16 protein-coding genes are annotated in these 16,533 nt (G+C 69.9%); 8 read left to right on the top strand and 8 right to left on the bottom strand.

What is annotated here, in order from left to right; all coding sequences use genetic code 11:
• Positions 1-201: 201 nt before the first annotated feature.
• The gene (locus ACFVW8_RS33460; protein WP_389696754.1) at positions 202-2,451 is read right to left on the bottom strand and encodes a transglycosylase domain-containing protein; all 2,250 of its coding nucleotides are present in this window, start codon (positions 2,449-2,451) and stop codon (positions 202-204) included.
• 398 nt (positions 2,452-2,849) lie between these two features.
• On the opposite strand from ACFVW8_RS33460, the gene ACFVW8_RS33465 reads away from it, so the two are divergent.
• Positions 2,850-3,200 carry a WhiB family transcriptional regulator gene (locus tag ACFVW8_RS33465; RefSeq protein WP_018551136.1) on the top strand — a complete coding sequence of 117 codons (351 nt, stop codon included), beginning with the start codon at positions 2,850-2,852 and terminating at the stop codon, positions 3,198-3,200.
• A gap of 29 nt (positions 3,201-3,229) precedes the next feature.
• On the opposite strand, the gene ACFVW8_RS33470 is transcribed toward ACFVW8_RS33465, so the two are convergent.
• Positions 3,230-4,747 (bottom strand): ArsA-related P-loop ATPase, encoded by a 1,518-nt coding sequence (locus tag ACFVW8_RS33470; RefSeq protein WP_389696757.1) that lies wholly within the window; start codon positions 4,745-4,747, stop codon positions 3,230-3,232.
• The gene (locus ACFVW8_RS33475) at positions 4,744-5,745 is read right to left on the bottom strand and encodes an ArsA family ATPase (protein WP_389696759.1); all 1,002 of its coding nucleotides are present in this window, start codon (positions 5,743-5,745) and stop codon (positions 4,744-4,746) included. The genes ACFVW8_RS33470 and ACFVW8_RS33475 overlap by 4 nt, the downstream gene beginning before the upstream one ends.
• Before the next feature lie 82 nt (positions 5,746-5,827).
• Here ACFVW8_RS33475 and ACFVW8_RS33480 point away from each other — a divergent pair, with 82 nt between their 5' ends.
• From ACFVW8_RS33480 to ACFVW8_RS33495, 4 genes are all read left to right on the top strand, one after another.
• Positions 5,828-5,986: a DUF4177 domain-containing protein gene (locus ACFVW8_RS33480; RefSeq protein ID WP_003991873.1), complete on the top strand. Its 159-nt coding sequence runs from the start codon at positions 5,828-5,830 to the stop codon at positions 5,984-5,986.
• A complete protein-coding gene (locus tag ACFVW8_RS33485; RefSeq protein WP_389696761.1) occupies positions 5,986-6,456 on the top strand; it encodes a RidA family protein in 471 nt (156 codons plus the stop codon). The genes ACFVW8_RS33480 and ACFVW8_RS33485 overlap by 1 nt, the downstream gene beginning before the upstream one ends.
• Positions 6,457-6,645: 189 nt before the next feature.
• Positions 6,646-7,539 (top strand): NUDIX hydrolase, encoded by an 894-nt coding sequence (locus ACFVW8_RS33490; RefSeq protein ID WP_389696763.1) that lies wholly within the window; start codon positions 6,646-6,648, stop codon positions 7,537-7,539.
• Positions 7,536-8,366, top strand: a complete 831-nt coding sequence (locus ACFVW8_RS33495) for an MBL fold metallo-hydrolase (protein ID WP_389696765.1) — start codon at positions 7,536-7,538, stop codon at positions 8,364-8,366. Before ACFVW8_RS33490 ends, ACFVW8_RS33495 begins: the two co-directional genes overlap by 4 nt.
• Before the next feature lie 90 nt (positions 8,367-8,456).
• On the opposite strand, the gene ACFVW8_RS33500 is transcribed toward ACFVW8_RS33495, so the two are convergent.
• The gene (locus tag ACFVW8_RS33500) at positions 8,457-9,131 is read right to left on the bottom strand and encodes a Crp/Fnr family transcriptional regulator (protein WP_123460131.1); all 675 of its coding nucleotides are present in this window, start codon (positions 9,129-9,131) and stop codon (positions 8,457-8,459) included.
• A gap of 343 nt (positions 9,132-9,474) precedes the next feature.
• On the opposite strand from ACFVW8_RS33500, the gene nth reads away from it, so the two are divergent.
• The 3 genes from nth (at position 9,475) to ACFVW8_RS33515 (ending at position 12,512) form a co-directional block, all read left to right on the top strand.
• Complete coding sequence (gene nth / locus ACFVW8_RS33505; protein WP_389696768.1) at positions 9,475-10,410, top strand: endonuclease III; 936 nt, start codon at positions 9,475-9,477, stop codon at positions 10,408-10,410.
• 61 nt (positions 10,411-10,471) lie between these two features.
• Positions 10,472-11,218, top strand: coding sequence for an NUDIX hydrolase (locus ACFVW8_RS33510; protein WP_389696770.1), 747 nt, complete (start codon positions 10,472-10,474; stop codon positions 11,216-11,218).
• 88 nt (positions 11,219-11,306) lie between these two features.
• Entirely contained in the window at positions 11,307-12,512 is a 1,206-nt protein-coding gene (locus tag ACFVW8_RS33515; RefSeq protein WP_389696772.1) for a MarP family serine protease, read from the top strand.
• A gap of 215 nt (positions 12,513-12,727) precedes the next feature.
• On the opposite strand, the gene ACFVW8_RS33520 is transcribed toward ACFVW8_RS33515, so the two are convergent.
• The 4 genes from ACFVW8_RS33520 to nhaA all read right to left on the bottom strand — a co-directional run bounded on the left by ACFVW8_RS33520 (position 12,728) and on the right by nhaA (position 16,084).
• Positions 12,728-12,931 (bottom strand): hypothetical protein, encoded by a 204-nt coding sequence (locus ACFVW8_RS33520; protein WP_389696774.1) that lies wholly within the window; start codon positions 12,929-12,931, stop codon positions 12,728-12,730.
• A 105-nt stretch (positions 12,932-13,036) separates the two neighbouring features.
• On the bottom strand, positions 13,037-14,104 hold the full coding sequence (locus ACFVW8_RS33525) for an alpha/beta fold hydrolase (RefSeq protein WP_389696776.1): 1,068 nt from the start codon (positions 14,102-14,104) through the stop codon (positions 13,037-13,039).
• Positions 14,101-14,631, bottom strand: coding sequence for a phage holin family protein (locus ACFVW8_RS33530; protein ID WP_389696778.1), 531 nt, complete (start codon positions 14,629-14,631; stop codon positions 14,101-14,103). Before ACFVW8_RS33530 ends, ACFVW8_RS33525 begins: the two co-directional genes overlap by 4 nt.
• Before the next feature lie 55 nt (positions 14,632-14,686).
• A complete protein-coding gene (gene nhaA, locus ACFVW8_RS33535; protein WP_389696780.1) occupies positions 14,687-16,084 on the bottom strand; it encodes a Na+/H+ antiporter NhaA in 1,398 nt (465 codons plus the stop codon).
• Positions 16,085-16,533: the final 449 nt, after the last annotated feature.

Here is a 16,533-nt window from a genome sequence, read left to right on the forward strand (position 1 = left end):
GTGGCGGGGTGGCGGGCCTGGTCAAGAAGGTTCTCGGGGGCTGAGCCGGCGGCGGATGGCCCGCACGCATGAAGGCGGGGCCAACCCGGACCGGGTGCGCCCCGCCTTCATGTCTGCGACAGCGACAGCGACAGCGACACAGGTCAGGGACCGCCGTCCAGCCGTAGTCGGCAGCTGCCTGGCCGACGACGCCCGCGAGCGTCAGGGACCGCGCGTCCCGCCGTTGTCCTGACCGCGGGCGTGACCGTTGTTCCCGCCGATCAGGTCCGGCGGGATGCTGATGCCGGGGAAGGGGTCGTCGTCGCCCGGCTTGTTGTCGCCGTCGTCGCCGGGCTTGTTCTTGCCCTTGTCCTTGTCCTTGTCCTTGTCTTCCTTCGGCTTCGCCCGCGGCACGTTGACCGCGGTGAAGGCCGGGGTCTCCGAGACGCTCAGGGAGCCGGTCATCGCCGTCTTCCAGATCGGACCGGGCAGACAGCCACCGCAGACGTCGTCGTAGTACTGGCCGCCGATGGTGATGTTGCTCATCGGGATCTGCTTGGCACCGTCACTGCCGACCCACACCGCCGTGGACAGGTTCGGCGTGTAGCCGACGAACCAGGCGTTCTTGCGCTCGTCGGTGGTACCGGTCTTGCCCGCGTTGTCACGGTCGTCGAGACCGGCCTTCTTGCCGGTGCCGTCCGCCACGACGCCCTTGAGCATCTGGTTGATCGTGTCCGCCGTGTGCGCGCTCATGGCCTGCGTGCACGTCGACTTCGGTACGTCGATCGGCTTCCCGTCCGGCTTGGTCACCGAGAGGATCGCGACCGGCGAGCAGTACTTGCCGCGGTTGGCGAAGGTGGCGTACACCGAGGCCATCGCCAGCGGGGTCGACTCCTGGCCGCCGAGAGTGGTGGAGGCGACCGGCTGCAGCGGCTTGTTGTTGCCGCGGATGTAGCCGACCTTGTCCGCCATCGAGAGGGTCTCGCAGAGGCCGGCCTTCTGCTCCAGCTTCGCGAAGTAGGTGTTGATCGACTTGCCCAGCGCGCTGGTCATGTCGAAGGTGCCCTTCTCCTCCTCGAGCTCGTTCGACACCTCCCAGGGCAGGGTGTCGGCGGGCTTGTTCTCGCAGGTGTGGAAGCTGTCACCGGGGAGCGAGATCTGGTGGTCCGTGGTGAAGCTCTGCGCCGGGCTGATGCCCTTCTCCAGCGCCGCCGCCGCGGTGATCGGCTTGAAGGTCGACCCCACCTGGAAACCGGCGTAGCTGCCGCCCATCTTGTGGTCGACGTTGAGGTTCAGCACGGTCTGGTGCTTGGACTGGTCGAGTCCGTACGGGCGGGACTGGGCCATCGCCGTGATCTGACCGGTGCCGGGCTTCACCTGCACGACCGCGTCGGCGATCTTGTCGTCCTTGTTCACCCGGGAGGTGGCGGCCTGGTTGGAGGCGGCCTGCGACCGAGGGTCGAGTGTCGTCTTGATGGTGAGCCCGCCGGTCGCCCAGAGCTTGGCGCGTTCCTTCGCGGTCTTCCCGAAGGCGGGGTCTCCGGTGACGATCTGCCGTACGTAGTCGCAGAAGAAGCCGGAGCCGCTGACGGCGGTGATGCAGCCGTTCTGCGCGCGCTTGACCTTCAGCTTGATGGGGGTTTCCTTGGCCTTGACGGCCTCCGCGTCCGAGATGTCCCCGACATCCGCCATCCGTTGGAGCACGGTGTTGCGACGCTTGGTCGCCTCCTCCGTGTCGTTGACGGGGTCGTAGCGGCTGGGTGACTGCACGATGCCGGCCAGCAGCGCCGCCTCCTCCAGCTTCAGGTCCTTCGCCGGCTTGGAGAAGTAGCGCTGGGAGGCCGCCTCGACGCCGTACGCCTGCTGTCCGAAGAAGGTGATGTTGAGGTAGTTCTCCAGGATCTTCTTCTTGCCGAGTTCTTCCTCGACCTGGATCGCGTACTTCAGCTCCTGGACCTTGCGGCCGAGCGTCTGCTGGGTGGCCTCGGCGACCTTGGCCGGGTCGTCGCCCGCCTCCTCGACGAAGACGTTCTTCACGTACTGCTGGGTGAGGGTCGACGCGCCCTGCGCGGTCCCGCCCGACTGCACGTTGCGGTTCATCGCGCGGAGGATGCCCTTGAGGTCGACCGCGCCGTGCTCGTAGAAGCGGGCGTCCTCGATCGCGATGATCGCCTTCTGCATGTACGGCGAGATGCTCTTCAGCGGCACCACGGTGCGGTCACGCGAGTAGACGGTGGCGATCTGGCCGCCCTGGTTGTCCAGGATCGTGGTTCGCTGGCTCAGCGGCGGAGTCTTGAGATTGGCCGGGATCTCGTCGAATCCATCGACCGTCCCCTTGGCGGCGAGACCCAGTGCTCCGGCGGCCGGCAGCGCGATGCCTGCCAGGACCACTCCGGAGAGTGCGGCGACACCGAGGAACTTGGCGGCCTGCTGGGTCGTCGTGAGACCCCCGCCCGAGCGCTTCTTTGGCATGGGGGCAGCCTACGTTCTCATTCGCCGGACACACGTATATGCCTTGGCCTAAGCTGCTCTCAACTGTCACAGCAGTCCGGTTTTGTATCAACCCCCCTGCATGGCCCTGTGCATGACCCGGCCACGAGTTCAGGCGCTCCCGAAATCGCCTCGTGTGTCTTTGAAAGTCCGTTGTGACCCGGGTGTTCTGTCCCGATTCTGCCGGGATGGTCGCGCATGTCCTCCCCTCACTCCCCTGGGTGATCTGCCGCATACGCATAGTCCGTTCGGGCCATTCAAGATTGGGCCCGAAGGGGGTGTTGTGCTGTCGCCACCTTCCGTAACGTCCTCAACTGGCAGCGGTGAATATGCCGCTGTCGCCGTGGGGGAGCCTCGATTCGGGAGAGGACGGCGCCGGGATGGGCTGGGTAACCGACTGGAGTGCGCAGGCAGCCTGCCGCACTACCGATCCGGATGAACTGTTCGTACAAGGGGCAGCGCAGAACAGGGCCAAGGCGGTGTGCACCGGATGCCCGGTGCGGACCGAGTGCCTGGCCGATGCGCTGGACAATCGCGTCGAGTTCGGCGTGTGGGGCGGGATGACGGAGCGGGAGCGCCGCGCACTGCTGCGCAGGCGTCCGACCGTCACGTCCTGGCGCCGGCTGTTGGAGACCGCGCGCAGCGAGTACGAGCGGTCCACGGGCATCCTGCCCGTGGCGATCGGGCTGGAGGACGACGAACTGCACGAGACGTTCGCAGCCGTGGGGTAGCCCGGGCGGCAGGACGGACGACGGGGTGACTACGCAGCTCCGGCCGGGGCAGAACCGGTCGCGAGCCGGTCCCCGATGGCTCGCAGCCCTGCGAGGTCATGGACATCTCCGGGCAGTGCGGCCACCGCGGTCACGGCCACCTCGGGATGCAACGCGGTGAAGCGGTCGCGTGTGTGCTGTTCGCGCGCGACCACCTGCATTCTTTCCGCGTGCAGATGCAGCAGACCGACAGTCAGCTGCTCCACGGAGACAGCGGACCCGGCGGACTGCCTTTCGGCGGACGCGACAGACTGCTGTTCGTCGTCGGACCCGGCGCCGGTGGACTGCTGTGCGGTGTCCGTGGTGTCAGCCGGGGCTCCGGCCTCGGGTGTGTCGGCGGGCTCGTGCTCCGAGGCATGCTCGGGCAGGTCGGCGGTGGCGGCTCCGGCGGACGGGTCGGGGGTGATGGCTCCAGCGGTGCTCGGGGTCTGTGCGGTCCCGGCCTCGGGGGAGTCGGCGGTCCCACGAAGTCCAGCCTTCCCGGCCCTCTGATCCACAATGCCCGCGGCCTCAAGATTTTCTGCGGCGGCCAGCGCGCGCTCGGCGGAGAGCCGGGCGGCCTCGCTGCCGTGGACCCGGTTGAGGACCAGACCCGCCAGCGGCATGTCCTCCGCGGCCAGCCGCTCCACGAAGTACGCCGCCTCGCGGAGCGCGTCCCGCTCCGGCGTCGCGACGACGAGGAACGCGGTGCCCGGCGCCTGAAGCAGCTTGTACGTGGCGTCCGCGCGGGTGCGGAAGCCGCCGAACATGGTGTCCATCGCCGCGACGAACGTCTGCACGTCCCGCAGGAACTGGCCGCCCAGCAGCTTGCCGAGCGTCCCGGTCATCATCGACATGCCCACGTTGAGGAACTTCATCCCGGCCCGGCCGCCCATTTTCGCCGGGGCCATCAGCAGCTTGATGAACTTCCCGTCCAGGAACGAGCCGAGCCGCTTCGGCGCGTCCAGGAAATCCAGCGCGGAGCGCGACGGCGGGGTGTCGACGACGATCAGGTCCCACTCCTCGCGCGCCCGCAGCTGACCGAGCTTCTCCATCGCCATGTACTCCTGCGTGCCCGCGAAGCCGGCCGACAGGGACTGGTAGAAGGGGTTTTCCAGGATCGCGCGGGCCCGTTCGCCGTCCGCGTGCGTCTCGACGATCTCGTCGAAGGTCCGCTTCATGTCGAGCATCATGGCGTGCAGCTCACCGGCGCCCTGCGTCTCGATGCCCTCGACCCGGCGCGGGATGTTGTCCAGCGAGTCGATGCCCATGGACTGGGCGAGCCTGCGGGCCGGGTCGATGGTGAGCACGACGACCTTGCGGCCGCGCTCGGCCGCACGTACGCCGAGCGCCGCGGCCGTCGTGGTCTTGCCGACCCCGCCCGAACCGCAGCACACGACGATCCGGATGTCCGGGTCGTCGAGGAGGGCGTCGGTGTCCAGGGCGGGGGCGGTCGCCTGCGTGGTCCCGTCTGCGGTCGCGGCCCCGTCGTGGTTGCTGCCCTCGTCGTGGTTCCTGTCCGATGTCATGAACCCGCCCCTCGTCCCGCCCCGTGTCCCGCCGCCCCTTCGCCCGCACCTTGCTTGCGGAGCTCCATCGCCAGGTCGTACAACCCGGCCAGGTCCACGCCCTCGCCGATCAGCGGGAGTTCGTAACCCGGCAGCCCGAGCTCGGTCAGTACGGCGCGCTGCTCGCGCTCCAGCTCGACCCGCTGGGCATGCTCGGCGGCCTGCTCGACCAGCGGGCGCACGAGGCCCGCGGAGCCGGTCACACCTGCCCGGGTCAGCGTCTTGGCGATCTCCTTGCGGCGGCCGCCGGCCGCGGTGCGCAGCGCGTCCTCGTCCAGCAGGTGCGGGCGCACCATGTTCACGATGACCCGGCCCACCGGCAGCTCGGCCGCCTGGAGCTCGGCGATGCCGTCCGCGGTCTCCTGGACCGGCATCTCCTCCAGGAGGGTCACCAGATGGACCGCGGTCTCCGGGGACTTCAGTACGCGCATGACGGCCTGCGCCTGATTGTGTATCGGGCCGATCCGGGCCAGTCCCGCCACCTCGTCGTTCACGTTGAGGAAGCGGGTGATGCGGCCGGTCGGCGGGGCATCCATGATCACGTAGTCGTAGACGAACCGGTTCTGCTTGTCCTTGCGGCGCACTGCCTCGCACGCCTTGCCGGTCAGCAGGACGTCCCGGACGCCGGGAGCGATCGTGGTGGCGAAGTCGATCGCGCCGAGCTTCTTGAGCGCCCGGCCCGCGCTGCCGAGTTTGTAGAACATCTGGAGGTAGTCCAGGAGAGCGCGTTCGGCGTCGATCGCGAGGGCGTGCACCTCCCCGCCGCCCGGCGCCACGGCGATCTTGCGCTCTTCGTAGGGGAGGGAGTCCGCCTCGAAGAGCTGGGCGATGCCCTGTCTGCCCTCGACCTCGACGAGGAGGGTGCGCCTGCCCTCGGTCGCGAGGGCGAGCGCGAGGGCGGCGGCAACCGTGGTCTTACCGGTACCGCCCTTGCCGCTGACGACCTGGAACCTGCTCACGTATTCGAGCCTAACCAGTCACACCGCAGGCTACGCACGAGGCTGCGCGTCCCGTGGATCGGACAGGCATTACAGTCGGGCCATGACCAAGTGGGAATACGCGACCGTGCCCCTTCTCGTGCACGCGACCAAGCAGATTCTGGACACCTGGGGCGAGGACGGCTGGGAGCTGGTCCAGGTCGTTCCCGGCCCGAACAACCCCGAGCAGCTCGTGGCCTACCTGAAGCGGGAGAAGCAGTAGTGGCGGGCGCCGTCGAGGCGCGGCTCGCCGAGCTCGGGCTGTCCCTGCCGGACGTCGTGCCGCCGCTGGCTTCGTACCAGCCGGCCGTGCAGTCCGGGGTGTACGTGTACACCTCGGGCCAGCTGCCGATGGTGGACGGCAAGCTCGCCGTCACCGGCAAGGTCGGCGCCGAGGTCACGCCCGACGAGGCCAAGGAGCTGGCGAAGACCTGCGCGCTCAACGCGCTGGCCGCGGTGAAGTCGGTCGCCGGCGACCTGGACCGGATCGCGCGCGTCGTGAAGGTCGTCGGTTTCGTCGCATCCGCCACCGACTTCACGGGCCAGCCCGCCGTGATCAACGGCGCGAGCGAACTGCTCGGAGCGGTCCTCGGCGACAAGGGTGTGCACGCCCGCAGCGCCGTGGGCGTCGCGGTGCTGCCGCTGGACGCACCGGTCGAGGTCGAGGTCCAGGTCGAGCTGACCGAAGCCTGAGCCGCACTGCGGCAGGCCCCGCGCCGCCCGTTCGCTTCCGATCCCGCCCGGTCACGACGACCGGGCGGGATCGTCTGTGTGCGGAACCGTGAAGGCGCGCGCCGGGGCGGGAGCCGGCATCTGTGTACAGGGCATGTACGGATCACCGACCCCCTCGAACATCGTGGCGGTTCCGGATAGCCTCCGGCCATGTCCAATGGTCAGTGGTACCCACCGGAATGGCCCGACCGGATCCGGGCCCTCGCCACCGGCGAGCTGACGGCCGCGACCCCCCGCCGGGCCGCCACCGTGATGCTGCTCCGGGACGGCGCCCCGGGTACCGGGGGCGGGCCCACTGTCCACATGCTGCGCCGGCGCACCTCGATGGCCTTTGCCGGAGGGGCGTACGCCTATCCGGGTGGCGGGGTCGACCCGCGCGACGACGACCGGCTCGTCGGCTGGGCCGGGCCCACGCTGGAGAGCTGGGCGGAGCGGCTCGGTGTCGCCACGCCGGCCGAGGCGCAGGCGATCGTCTGCGCGGCGGTCCGCGAGACGTACGAGGAGGCGGGCGTCCTGCTCGCGGGGCCGACCGCGGACACCGTCGTCACGGACACCACAGGCGCGGACTGGGAGGCCGACCGAGAGGCGCTGGTCGCGCGCGAGCTGTCGTTCGCCGCGTTCCTGGAGCGGCGCGGGCTGGTCCTGCGCTCGGACCTGCTCGGCGCGTGGGCGCGCTGGATCACTCCGGAGTTCGAACCGCGCCGCTACGACACCTGGTTCTTCGTGGCCGCGCTCCCCGCCGGCCAGCGCACCCGCAACGCCTCCACGGAGGCCGACCGCACGGTGTGGACCGTCGCCGGCGAGGCGGCCGACGGCTACGACCGCGGCGAACTGCTGATGATGCCGCCGACCGTCTCGACGCTGCGTGGGCTCAGGAGGTACGCCACCGCCGCGCAGGCGCTGGAGGCGGCATCGGCCCAGGACCTCGCCCCCGTACTCGCACAGGCCCGTCTGGAGGGTGACGAGCTGGTGCTGAGCTGGCCCGGGCACGAGGAGTTCACCAAACACATCCCGGCGGGCGGAACGGGCGGTGGGGCGGCATGAGCAACGCGGCAGCGCTGCCCGGGCAGCCGCGCGGCGGGGTGCTGTCCGGCCCCGCCACCACCCGTACGGTCAACGTCCTGGCGCCCAACGCGTCGGCGATGACGCTGGACGGCACCAACACCTGGATCGTCGCCGAGCCCGACTCCGATCTCGCGGTGGTCATCGACCCGGGGCCGCTGGACGACACCCACCTGCGGGCCGTCATCGACGCCGCGGAGCGGACGGGGCGCCGGATCGCGCTCACGCTCCTCACCCACGGACACCCCGACCACGCCGAGGGCGCGGCCCGGTTCGCCGAGCTGACGCGCACGAAGGTGCGCGCCCTGGACCCCGCACTGCGTCTCGGGGACGAGGGCCTGGGCACGGGCGACGTGATCACGACCGGCGGTCTTGAGATGTACGTGGTGCCGACCCCGGGGCACACCGGGGATTCGCTCTCGTTCCATCTGCCCGCCGACCGCGCGGTGCTGACCGGGGACACGATCCTCGGCCGCGGCACGACGCTGGTCGCGCATCCGGACGGGCGGCTGGGGGACTACCTCGACTCGCTGCGGCGGCTGCGCTCGCTGACGGTCGACGACGGGGTGCACACGGTGCTGCCGGGGCACGGGCCGGTGCTCGACGACGCGCAGGGTGCGGTCGAGTTCTACCTGGCGCACCGCGCGAACCGGCTGGCCCAGGTGGAGACGGCCGTGGAGGCGGGGTACCGGACGTCGTCGGAGGTGGTGGCGCACGTGTACGCGGACGTGGACCGGTCACTGTGGCCGGCGGCGGAGCTCTCGGTGCGGGCGCAGCTGGAGTACCTGAAGGAGCACGGCCTGATCTGAGCGCCTGCTGCGTGAACGGGTGCGGGCACGGTCACGCGCGAGGGGCCCCGCCGGTGTCGGCGGGGCCCCTCGCGGCGCTGTGCGGGACGGTCAGCGGGACCGCTTGGCCAGCCGCTCCACGTCGAGCAGGATCACCGCACGGGCCTCCAGCCGCAGCCAGCCGCGGCCGGCGAAGTCGGCGAGGGCCTTGTTGACCGTCTCGCGGGAGGCGCCGACCAGCTGGGCCAGCTCCTCCTGGGTGAGGTCGTGCACGACGTGGATGCCTTCCTCGGACTGGACGCCGAAGCGGCGCGACAGGTCCAGGAGGGCGCGGGCGACACGGCCCGGAACGTCGGAGAAGACCAGGTCGGACATCTGGTCGTTGGTCTTGCGCAGGCGCCGGGCGACGGCACGCAGCAGGGCCGTGGCCACCTCGGGGCGCACGTTCAGCCAGGGTTGCAGGTCACCGTGGCCGAGGCCGAGGAGCTTCACCTCGGTCAGTGCGGTCGCGGTGGCGGTACGCGGGCCGGGGTCGAAGAGCGACAGCTCACCGATCAGCTCGCCGGGGCCGAGGACCGCCAGCATGTTCTCGCGGCCGTCGGGGGAGGTGCGGTGGAGCTTCACCTTGCCCTCGGTGACCACATAGAGGCGGTCACCCGGGTCACCCTCGTGGAACAGCGCGTCGCCGCGCGCGAGGGTCACCTCACTCATCGAGGCGCGGAGCTCCGCGGCCTGCTCGTCATCGAGCGCCGCGAAAAGCGGGGCGCGCCGCAGAACGTCGTCCACGAGTTCTCTCCTTGTCGGCCTGTTCAGGGAACCGTGGTCCCCATCATGCCGGACGGTAAAACAGTGCGATCAATCACAAACCAGTTTGACGCACGCGCGTGCCGGAACGTACGGCAGGGGGCCGATTGGGGGTGGATCGCCAGTGACCGGGGCGGATGTCAGTGGCTGGCTCTAGGCTGGCCGGGTGTCCAGAACGCCGGTGAGAGCGCAGGCCAAGGGGGCTGATGGGGTGTCGGAAGGGCGTAATTCCGCTGTGGGCGAACAGGGTGCGAGTGAACCGAAAAATACGACAAATAGGTCGGCGCGGGTGACGAATCCGAAGCCCGAACGGGGGGCAGGAGCCGTGTCCAAGCCGAAGGCCAAGTCCGGAGCCAAGCCCGCAGCCAAGCCGAAGGCCAAGTCCGGAGCCAAGCCCGCAGCCAAGCCGAAGGCCAAGTCCGGAGCCAAGCCGAAGCCCGAGGCAGAGCCGAAAGCCGGAGCCACCCCCAAGGCCGCTCCCAAGCCCGGTTCCAAGCCGGAATCGCACCTGGCCATGGTCCGCAGGGCCCGCCGGATCAACCGTGAGCTGGCCGAGCTCTACCCGTACGCCCACCCGGAGCTGGACTTCAGGAACGCGTTCGAGCTTCTCGTCGCCACGGTCCTCTCCGCCCAGACCACCGACTTGAGGGTCAACCAGACCACCCCCGCGCTCTTCGCCGCCTACCCCACCCCCGAGGACATGGCCGCGGCCGTCCCGGAGGAGATGGAAGAGCTCATCCGGCCGACCGGCTTCTTCCGGGCCAAGACCAAGTCGCTGATGGGCCTCTCCGTCGCCCTCCGGGACAACTTCGGCGGCGAGGTGCCCGGACGGCTCGCGGACCTCGTGACGCTGCCGGGGGTCGGCCGCAAGACCGCCAACGTCGTCCTCGGCAACGCCTTCGGTGTCCCCGGCATCACTGTCGACACCCACTTCGGACGGCTGGTGCGCCGCTGGAAGTGGACCGAGCAGGAGGACCCGGTGAAGGTCGAGGCGGATGTCGCGGCGATCTTCCCGAAGAGCGAGTGGACGATGCTCTCGCACCGCGTCGTCTTCCACGGCCGCCGTATCTGTCACGCCCGCAAGCCCGCCTGCGGCGCCTGTCCGATCGCCCCGCTCTGCCCCGCGTACGGGGAGGGCGAAACGGATCCCGAGAAGGCGCGGAAGCTGCTGAAGTACGAGATGGGGGGCCGGCCCGGCCAGCGGCTGAGCCCGCCGCCGGACTACCCGGGCGCCCCTGCCCCCGCCCTCGGCGCCGACTGACCCGAAGCGCCGCTCCGGAACGAAATGCGTGACGACAGGCGTTGTGAGACGAGGGGTGCCCATGAAGACGCATGAACACAGCACGGACGCGGCGGACGCCGTCGCGTCGGCCGCGGGCGGCGACGGTGCCGGCCGCGACGCCTCGATCACCGTCACCACCGACGGCCTGCCCGGCTGGCTGGACCCGGTCGCCCACGCCGCGCGCACCGTCGAGCCGCAGCAGCTCAGCCGCTTCCTGCCGCCCGAGAGCGGGGCGGGGCGGCAGTCGGCCGTCCTGGTCCTCTTCGGCGAGGGTGCGCGCGGGCCCGAACTGCTCCTGATGGAGCGCGCCGGGAGCCTGCGCTCGCACCCCGGGCAGCCCTCCTTCCCCGGCGGCTCCCTGGACCCGGAGGACGGCGATCAGGCGACGACGGGTCCGCTCAGGGCCGCACTGCGGGAGGCCGAGGAGGAGACGGGCCTCGATCCGCACGGTGTGCAGCTCTTCGGCGTGCTGCCCCGGCTCTACATCCCCGTGAGCAGCTTCGTGGTGACACCGGTTCTCGGCTGGTGGCGTTCGCCCAGTCCGGTGGGGGTCGTCGACCCGGCGGAGACCGCACGGGTCTTCACGGTCCCCGTGGCGGATCTCACGGACCCGGCCAACCGGGCGACGGCCGTCCACCCCAGCGGTCATCAGGGCCCGGCATTTCTGGTCGAATCCGCACTCGTATGGGGCTTCACGGCCGGCGTGATCGACCGGATCCTGCACTTCGCGGGCTGGGAGCGCCCCTGGGACAGGGCCAAGCAGGTGCCGCTCGACTGGCGCACATGACAGGCTGACTCCCGTGCTCCGCTGCTCCGGCCCGCCCGGACCCAGAGAGACGTACGGGCCGGGTGACGAATCTGCGAGGCTATAGACGGTGAACGTGCTGGACTTCCTGCTGCTGGCCGGCGCCGTGTGGTTCGCGGTCATCGGATACCGCCAGGGGTTCGTCGTCGGCATTCTGTCGGTGATCGGGTTCCTGGGCGGCGGTCTCGTCGCCGTCTATCTGCTGCCGGTCCTGTGGGACCAGGTGACGGACGGTTCCGATGTCTCCTCCACGGCCGCCGTGGTCGCGGTCGTCATCGTGATCGTGTGCGCCTCGGTCGGCCAGGCCTTCACCACCCATCTGGGCAACAAGCTCCGCCGGTACATCACGTGGTCGCCCGCGCGTGCCGTGGACGCGACCGGTGGCTCCCTGGTGAACGTCGTGGCGATGCTGCTGGTGTCCTGGCTGATCGGCTCCGCACTGGCAGGCACGTCGCTGCCGACGCTGGGCAAGGAGGTCCGCAACTCCTCGGTCCTGCTCGGGATCTCCCGCGTGATGCCGCCCCAGGCCTCCACCTGGTTCACGGACTTCTCCTCGGTCCTCGCGCAGAACGGCTTCCCGCAGGTCTTCAGCCCCTTCGCCAACGAGCCGATCACCGAGGTCAGGGCGCCCGACCCGGCGCTCGCGGGCAGCCCGGTCGCGGCCCGCGCCAAGCAGTCGATCGTGAAGGTCGTCGGTACGGCCCCGAGCTGCGGCAAGGTCCTCGAAGGCACCGGCTTCGTCTTCTCCGACCGCCGGGTGATGACCAACGCCCACGTCGTCGGCGGCGTCGACGAGCCGACCGTCCAGATCGGCGGTCAGGGGCGGCTGTACGACGCGAAGGTCGTGCTCTACGACTGGCGGCGTGACATCGCCGTGCTCGACGTCCCGGATCTCGACGCGAAGCCGCTGGCGTTCACCGACACCGACCACGACGCCGGGACCGGGAACAGTGCGATTGTCGCGGGCTTTCCGGAGAACGGCGCGTACGACGTGCGCTCCGCACGGGTCCGCGCCCGTATCGACGCCAACGGCCCGGACATCTACCGCCGGGGCACCGTCCGACGCGACGTCTACTCACTCTTCGCGACGGTCCGTCAGGGGAACTCCGGCGGACCGCTGCTGACCCCCCAGGGCAAGGTGTACGGAGTCGTCTTCGCCAAGTCGCTCGACGACCCGGACACCGGCTATGCCCTGACCGCCGACGAGATCCGCGAGGACATCGAGCAGGGCCGCACTGCCAACCAGCAGGTCGACAGCCAGGCGTGCGCGCTGTAGGCCGAAGAGCCGGGCGGGTGTGCTGTGCGGCGAAGGCCCGTTTCTGCCGTGCGGCGAAGAGTCGGGCGTGCGTGCTGTACGCCGAAGGAACGAACGGTCCTCCGGGGCCGGGGCCGGGGACCGGTCGGCCGGAGGGCGATGCCCTCAGCGGGCCGCGGTGGGAGACCGGCAGGTCGTCCGCGGAGGCCGCGAGGCCGTCCGGGGAGGTCGCCAGGTCATCCGCGCGGGTGGCGCAGCCGCGCCGAGACCCAGCGGGCCCGGCGGCGGATGATGCGCGGAATGCCGAGCCGGGGATCATGCAGAACATGCATAGCGTGCACCCGGCCCTGGAGGCCGCCCCCCTCATGAGTGCCCGGACCCGCCGTGGCGGTCGAGCGACGATTGCGTGCTGCGTCACTGAAGTCGTGCGTCCAGCCCATACCCCGACGTCTGCCCGTGGCTCATGGTCGGTAACCGCCCATCCGTCAGCCAATTGGCCTATGCGTCAGGCAAGTGGCTGTTCGTAGGACACGCGTACGCATCGGCTAGCGGTCGGGCTCGGAATCCTTGAGCCAGCTGATGAGTTCGGCCGAGAACCCTGCCGGGTCCTCCTCGTGGGGGAAGTGCCCCAGACCGTCGAAAAGTCGCCAACGGTACGGTGCCTCGACGTACTCGCCGGACCCCGCCGAACTCCGGGTGCGGACCGCCGGATCGAGTGAACCGTGCAGATGCAGCGTGGGTACCCGCACCGGCCGCTTCATGCGCCGGTTGAACTGGATGCCGTCGGGGCGCGCCAGCGAACGCACCATCCAGCGGTACGGCTCGATCGAGCAGTGCGCCGTCGACGGGATGGACATGGCGCGCCGGTAGACGTCCACCGTCGGGTCGTCGGGGAATTCCGCGGTCCGCGGCCCCGCCCAGTCGTGGATCAGCCGCCCGACCAAAGCCGCTTCGTCCGCCACGAGCTGACGCTCCGGCACCCACGGCCGCTGGAAGCCCCAGATGTACGAGCCCGCGCGGGACTGCGCGAAGTCGGAGAGCATCGAGGAACGCCACCGGCGCGGATGCGGCATCGAGGAGACCACCAGCCGGCGCACCAGCTTCGGGCGCATCACCGCGGCCGTCCACGCGAGGTAGCCGCCCATGTCGTGGCCGACCAGGGCGGCGTCCGGCTCGCCCAGCGAACGGATCACGCCCGTGATGTCCAGCGCGAGGTTGGCCGGGTCGTAACCCCGGGGCGTGCGGTCGCTGCCGCCCACACCGCGCAGGTCCATCGACACCGCCCGGTACCCGGCCTCGGCGAGCGCGGGCAGCTGGTGGCGCCAGGTCCACCAGAACTGCGGGAAGCCGTGCAGCAGCAGGACCAGTGGCCCGTCGCCCATTTCGGCGATGTGGAAGCGGGCACCGTTGGCTGCGACGTCCCGGTGTGTCCAGGGGCCGTCCAGGCGGACGGGGCCACCGGAAGCAGCCGCGGGGCCCAGCGGGCCGGTGAAAGGCGCTGAGACCGGGGGTGGCGGCGCCGCTGAAGGGTCTGCGAGGCCGCCCGGCCCCGCGTGGCCCGCCCGGTCGTCCGGGCCTGTTGGGCCGAATGCGCTGGAATCGGGGACCGTCATGTGGATGAGCGTGCCACAGCTGACGCCTTGTCCTGGACCGGAACGTTCTCGATGGCCTTGTCCGAAAGTGTGCTGCCGCCCGCCGGGAGGATCGCGTCCGCTGCGATGCCCGGACGCGGGTGCGGCTTGACGCCCTGGAGGACCGCGGCGGTCTGCTTCGCCGATGCGATGGACTTCTCCGGCGGCTTGACCTTCTTGAACTTGGCGTAGCCGAAGAGCGCGAGCAGGATCCCCAGCAGGATGAACGCGCCGCCCACGATCAGGAACGACCAGGCCAGCCCCAGCCCGAGGTTGTGGATTCCGTACGCGGCCGCGAAGCTCAGCACCGGGATCGCGAACAGGATCAGCACACCCGTGACGATGAACGCCACACTGCCGATGACGCCACGCTTGACGTCCTGTCGCACCTCGGCCTTGGCCAGGGCAATCTCGTCGTGCACCAGCGCCGAAAGCTCGGCCGTCGCCGAGGCAACCAGCTGGCCGAGACTGCGGTCGGTGCTGCCCGCGTAATTGCCGGGGTCGCTCATCCCTGACTCCCTCTCCTGTTCAACACATCCGACGTTCAACACATCCGAAGTCAGATCATGCCGGACTGTCCGGCTTGTTGCTCGCTGCCCCCGCCTGTTGGGCAAGGCGGCGGTGCTCGGCCGCCTTCCTCTCATGGATGGCGGCCATCCGCAGGTGGTACTCCGGATCGTCCTGTTCGTAGATGTCCGGTACCCCGGATTCGTCTTCGTCGAGCTCCTCCGCGTCGGAGAGCGCCCGGTATCTGCGTACCCGGAGTTTGAGCAGTACACCGGAGAGTACGGCGGCAATCAGGGAGCCGAGCAGAACCGAGGCCTTGATCTCGTTGATCATGTCGTCGTCGCCGGTGAAGGCGAGCTCGCCGATCAGCAGCGAGACGGTGAAGCCGATGCCGGCGAGTGCGGCGACCGCGAAGACATCGGCCCAGGCCAGGTCCTTGTTCAGCTCCGCCCTGGTGAACCGGGTGGCCAGCCACGTACCGCCGAAGATCCCTATCGTCTTGCCGACGACGAGCCCCAGCACGACACCGAGCGTCTCGGGCCGGGTGAACACGCCGGCCAGCGCGCCGCCGGACAGCGAGACCCCGGCGGAGAAGAGCGCGAACAGCGGTACGGCGAGACCGGCCGACAGCGGGCGGACCAGGTGCTCGATCCGCTCACCGGGGGAGTGCTCCTCGCCCTCGCCCCTCGTGCAGCGCAGCATCAGGCCCATCGCGACACCGGCGATGGTGGCGTGGATGCCGCTGTTGTACATCAGCCCCCAGATGACCAGGGCCAGTGGCAGGTAGACGTACCAGCCGCGCACGTTGAACCGCAGCAGAAGGTAGAAGACGGCGAGGCCGGCGAAGGCGCAGATGAGCGCGAGGAAGTTGATGTTCTCGGTGAAGAAGACCGCGATGATCAGGATCGCGAACAGGTCGTCGACGACGGCGAGGGTCAGCAGGAACGCCCGGAGCGCGGACGGCAGCGAGGTGCCGATGACGGCGAGGACCGCGAGCGCGAAGGCGATGTCGGTAGCCGTGGGGACGGCCCAGCCGCTGGTGGAGCCGTCCCCGAACACCGTCACCAGGGTGTAGACGACCGCGGGCACGGCCATCCCGCAGAGCGCGGCGACGACCGGGAGGACGGCGGCCTTGGGGTCCCGCAGCTCACCTGCGACGAGTTCGCGTTTGAGCTCGGCGCCCGCGACGAAGAAGAAGATCGCGAGCAGACCGTCGGCCGCCCAGTGCGCCACGGAGAGGTGCAGTCCGAGCGCCTCGGGTCCAAAGTGCAGGTGGCTGACGGTCGTGTAGCTCGATCCGAAGGTGTTTGCCCAGATCAGCGCGGCCACCGCGGCGACCAGCAGGATGACTCCGCCGACGGTTTCGGTGCGCAGGGCGTCGGCGAGGAAGTTCCGCTCCGGGAGCGAGAGGCGTCCCAGGAAGGTGCGGCGGGGTGAGGGAGTGGGCGCGGCCACGAGTGGGACCTCCGGGTGGGTACGGCAGCGACGGCATGGCTGATGCACTTGCCGACCAGACTTCCCGGCACACCCTTTGGAGACTTCTTGTCGTGTTGTTGACCAGCGGCCACTCTACCCGGGGCGGGGTGTGCGGGGCCCTGAGCGGTGGATTTCAGCAGTGGTGATCTTCACAGTGGTGATCTTCACACTAAATGCCCGAAGGGCATCCGGCGCGTTTCCGGATGCCCTTCGGGGAGGTGGACCCCTGCTGCCGTTACCGGCCTGCGGACAGGCCTCAGCCTCTGCCTGTCAGGCCTCTGCCTCTGGCCTGTCCCTTTCTCAGGTCTCTCTCAGTCCTCGGAGGAGGACGAAGGGAGCTGGGTCTGGATGAGGTCCATGACCGAGGAGTCGGTGAGTGTGGTGACGTCTCCGAGTTCACGGTTCTCGGCGACATCACGCAGCAGGCG

Source organism: Streptomyces sp. NPDC058221, assembly GCF_042882365.1.
GTDB lineage: Bacteria > Actinomycetota > Actinomycetes > Streptomycetales > Streptomycetaceae > Streptomyces.

Bases quoted from the DNA above. Each gene is read 5' to 3' on its own strand.
- ACFVW8_RS33460 (WP_389696754.1), bottom strand. From the start codon at position 2,451: ATGCCAAAGAAGCGCTCGGGCGGGGGTCTCACGACGACCCAGCAGGCC.
- ACFVW8_RS33465 (WP_018551136.1), top strand. From the start codon at position 2,850: ATGGGCTGGGTAACCGACTGGAGTGCGCAGGCAGCCTGCCGCACTACC.
- ACFVW8_RS33470 (WP_389696757.1), bottom strand. From the start codon at position 4,747: ATGACATCGGACAGGAACCACGACGAGGGCAGCAACCACGACGGGGCC.
- ACFVW8_RS33480 (WP_003991873.1), top strand. From the start codon at position 5,828: ATGACCAAGTGGGAATACGCGACCGTGCCCCTTCTCGTGCACGCGACC.
- ACFVW8_RS33490 (WP_389696763.1), top strand. From the start codon at position 6,646: ATGTCCAATGGTCAGTGGTACCCACCGGAATGGCCCGACCGGATCCGG.
- ACFVW8_RS33495 (WP_389696765.1), top strand. From the start codon at position 7,536: ATGAGCAACGCGGCAGCGCTGCCCGGGCAGCCGCGCGGCGGGGTGCTG.
- ACFVW8_RS33510 (WP_389696770.1), top strand. From the start codon at position 10,472: ATGAAGACGCATGAACACAGCACGGACGCGGCGGACGCCGTCGCGTCG.
- ACFVW8_RS33520 (WP_389696774.1), bottom strand. From the start codon at position 12,931: ATGGGCTGGACGCACGACTTCAGTGACGCAGCACGCAATCGTCGCTCG.
- ACFVW8_RS33525 (WP_389696776.1), bottom strand. From the start codon at position 14,104: ATGACGGTCCCCGATTCCAGCGCATTCGGCCCAACAGGCCCGGACGAC.
- ACFVW8_RS33530 (WP_389696778.1), bottom strand. From the start codon at position 14,631: ATGAGCGACCCCGGCAATTACGCGGGCAGCACCGACCGCAGTCTCGGC.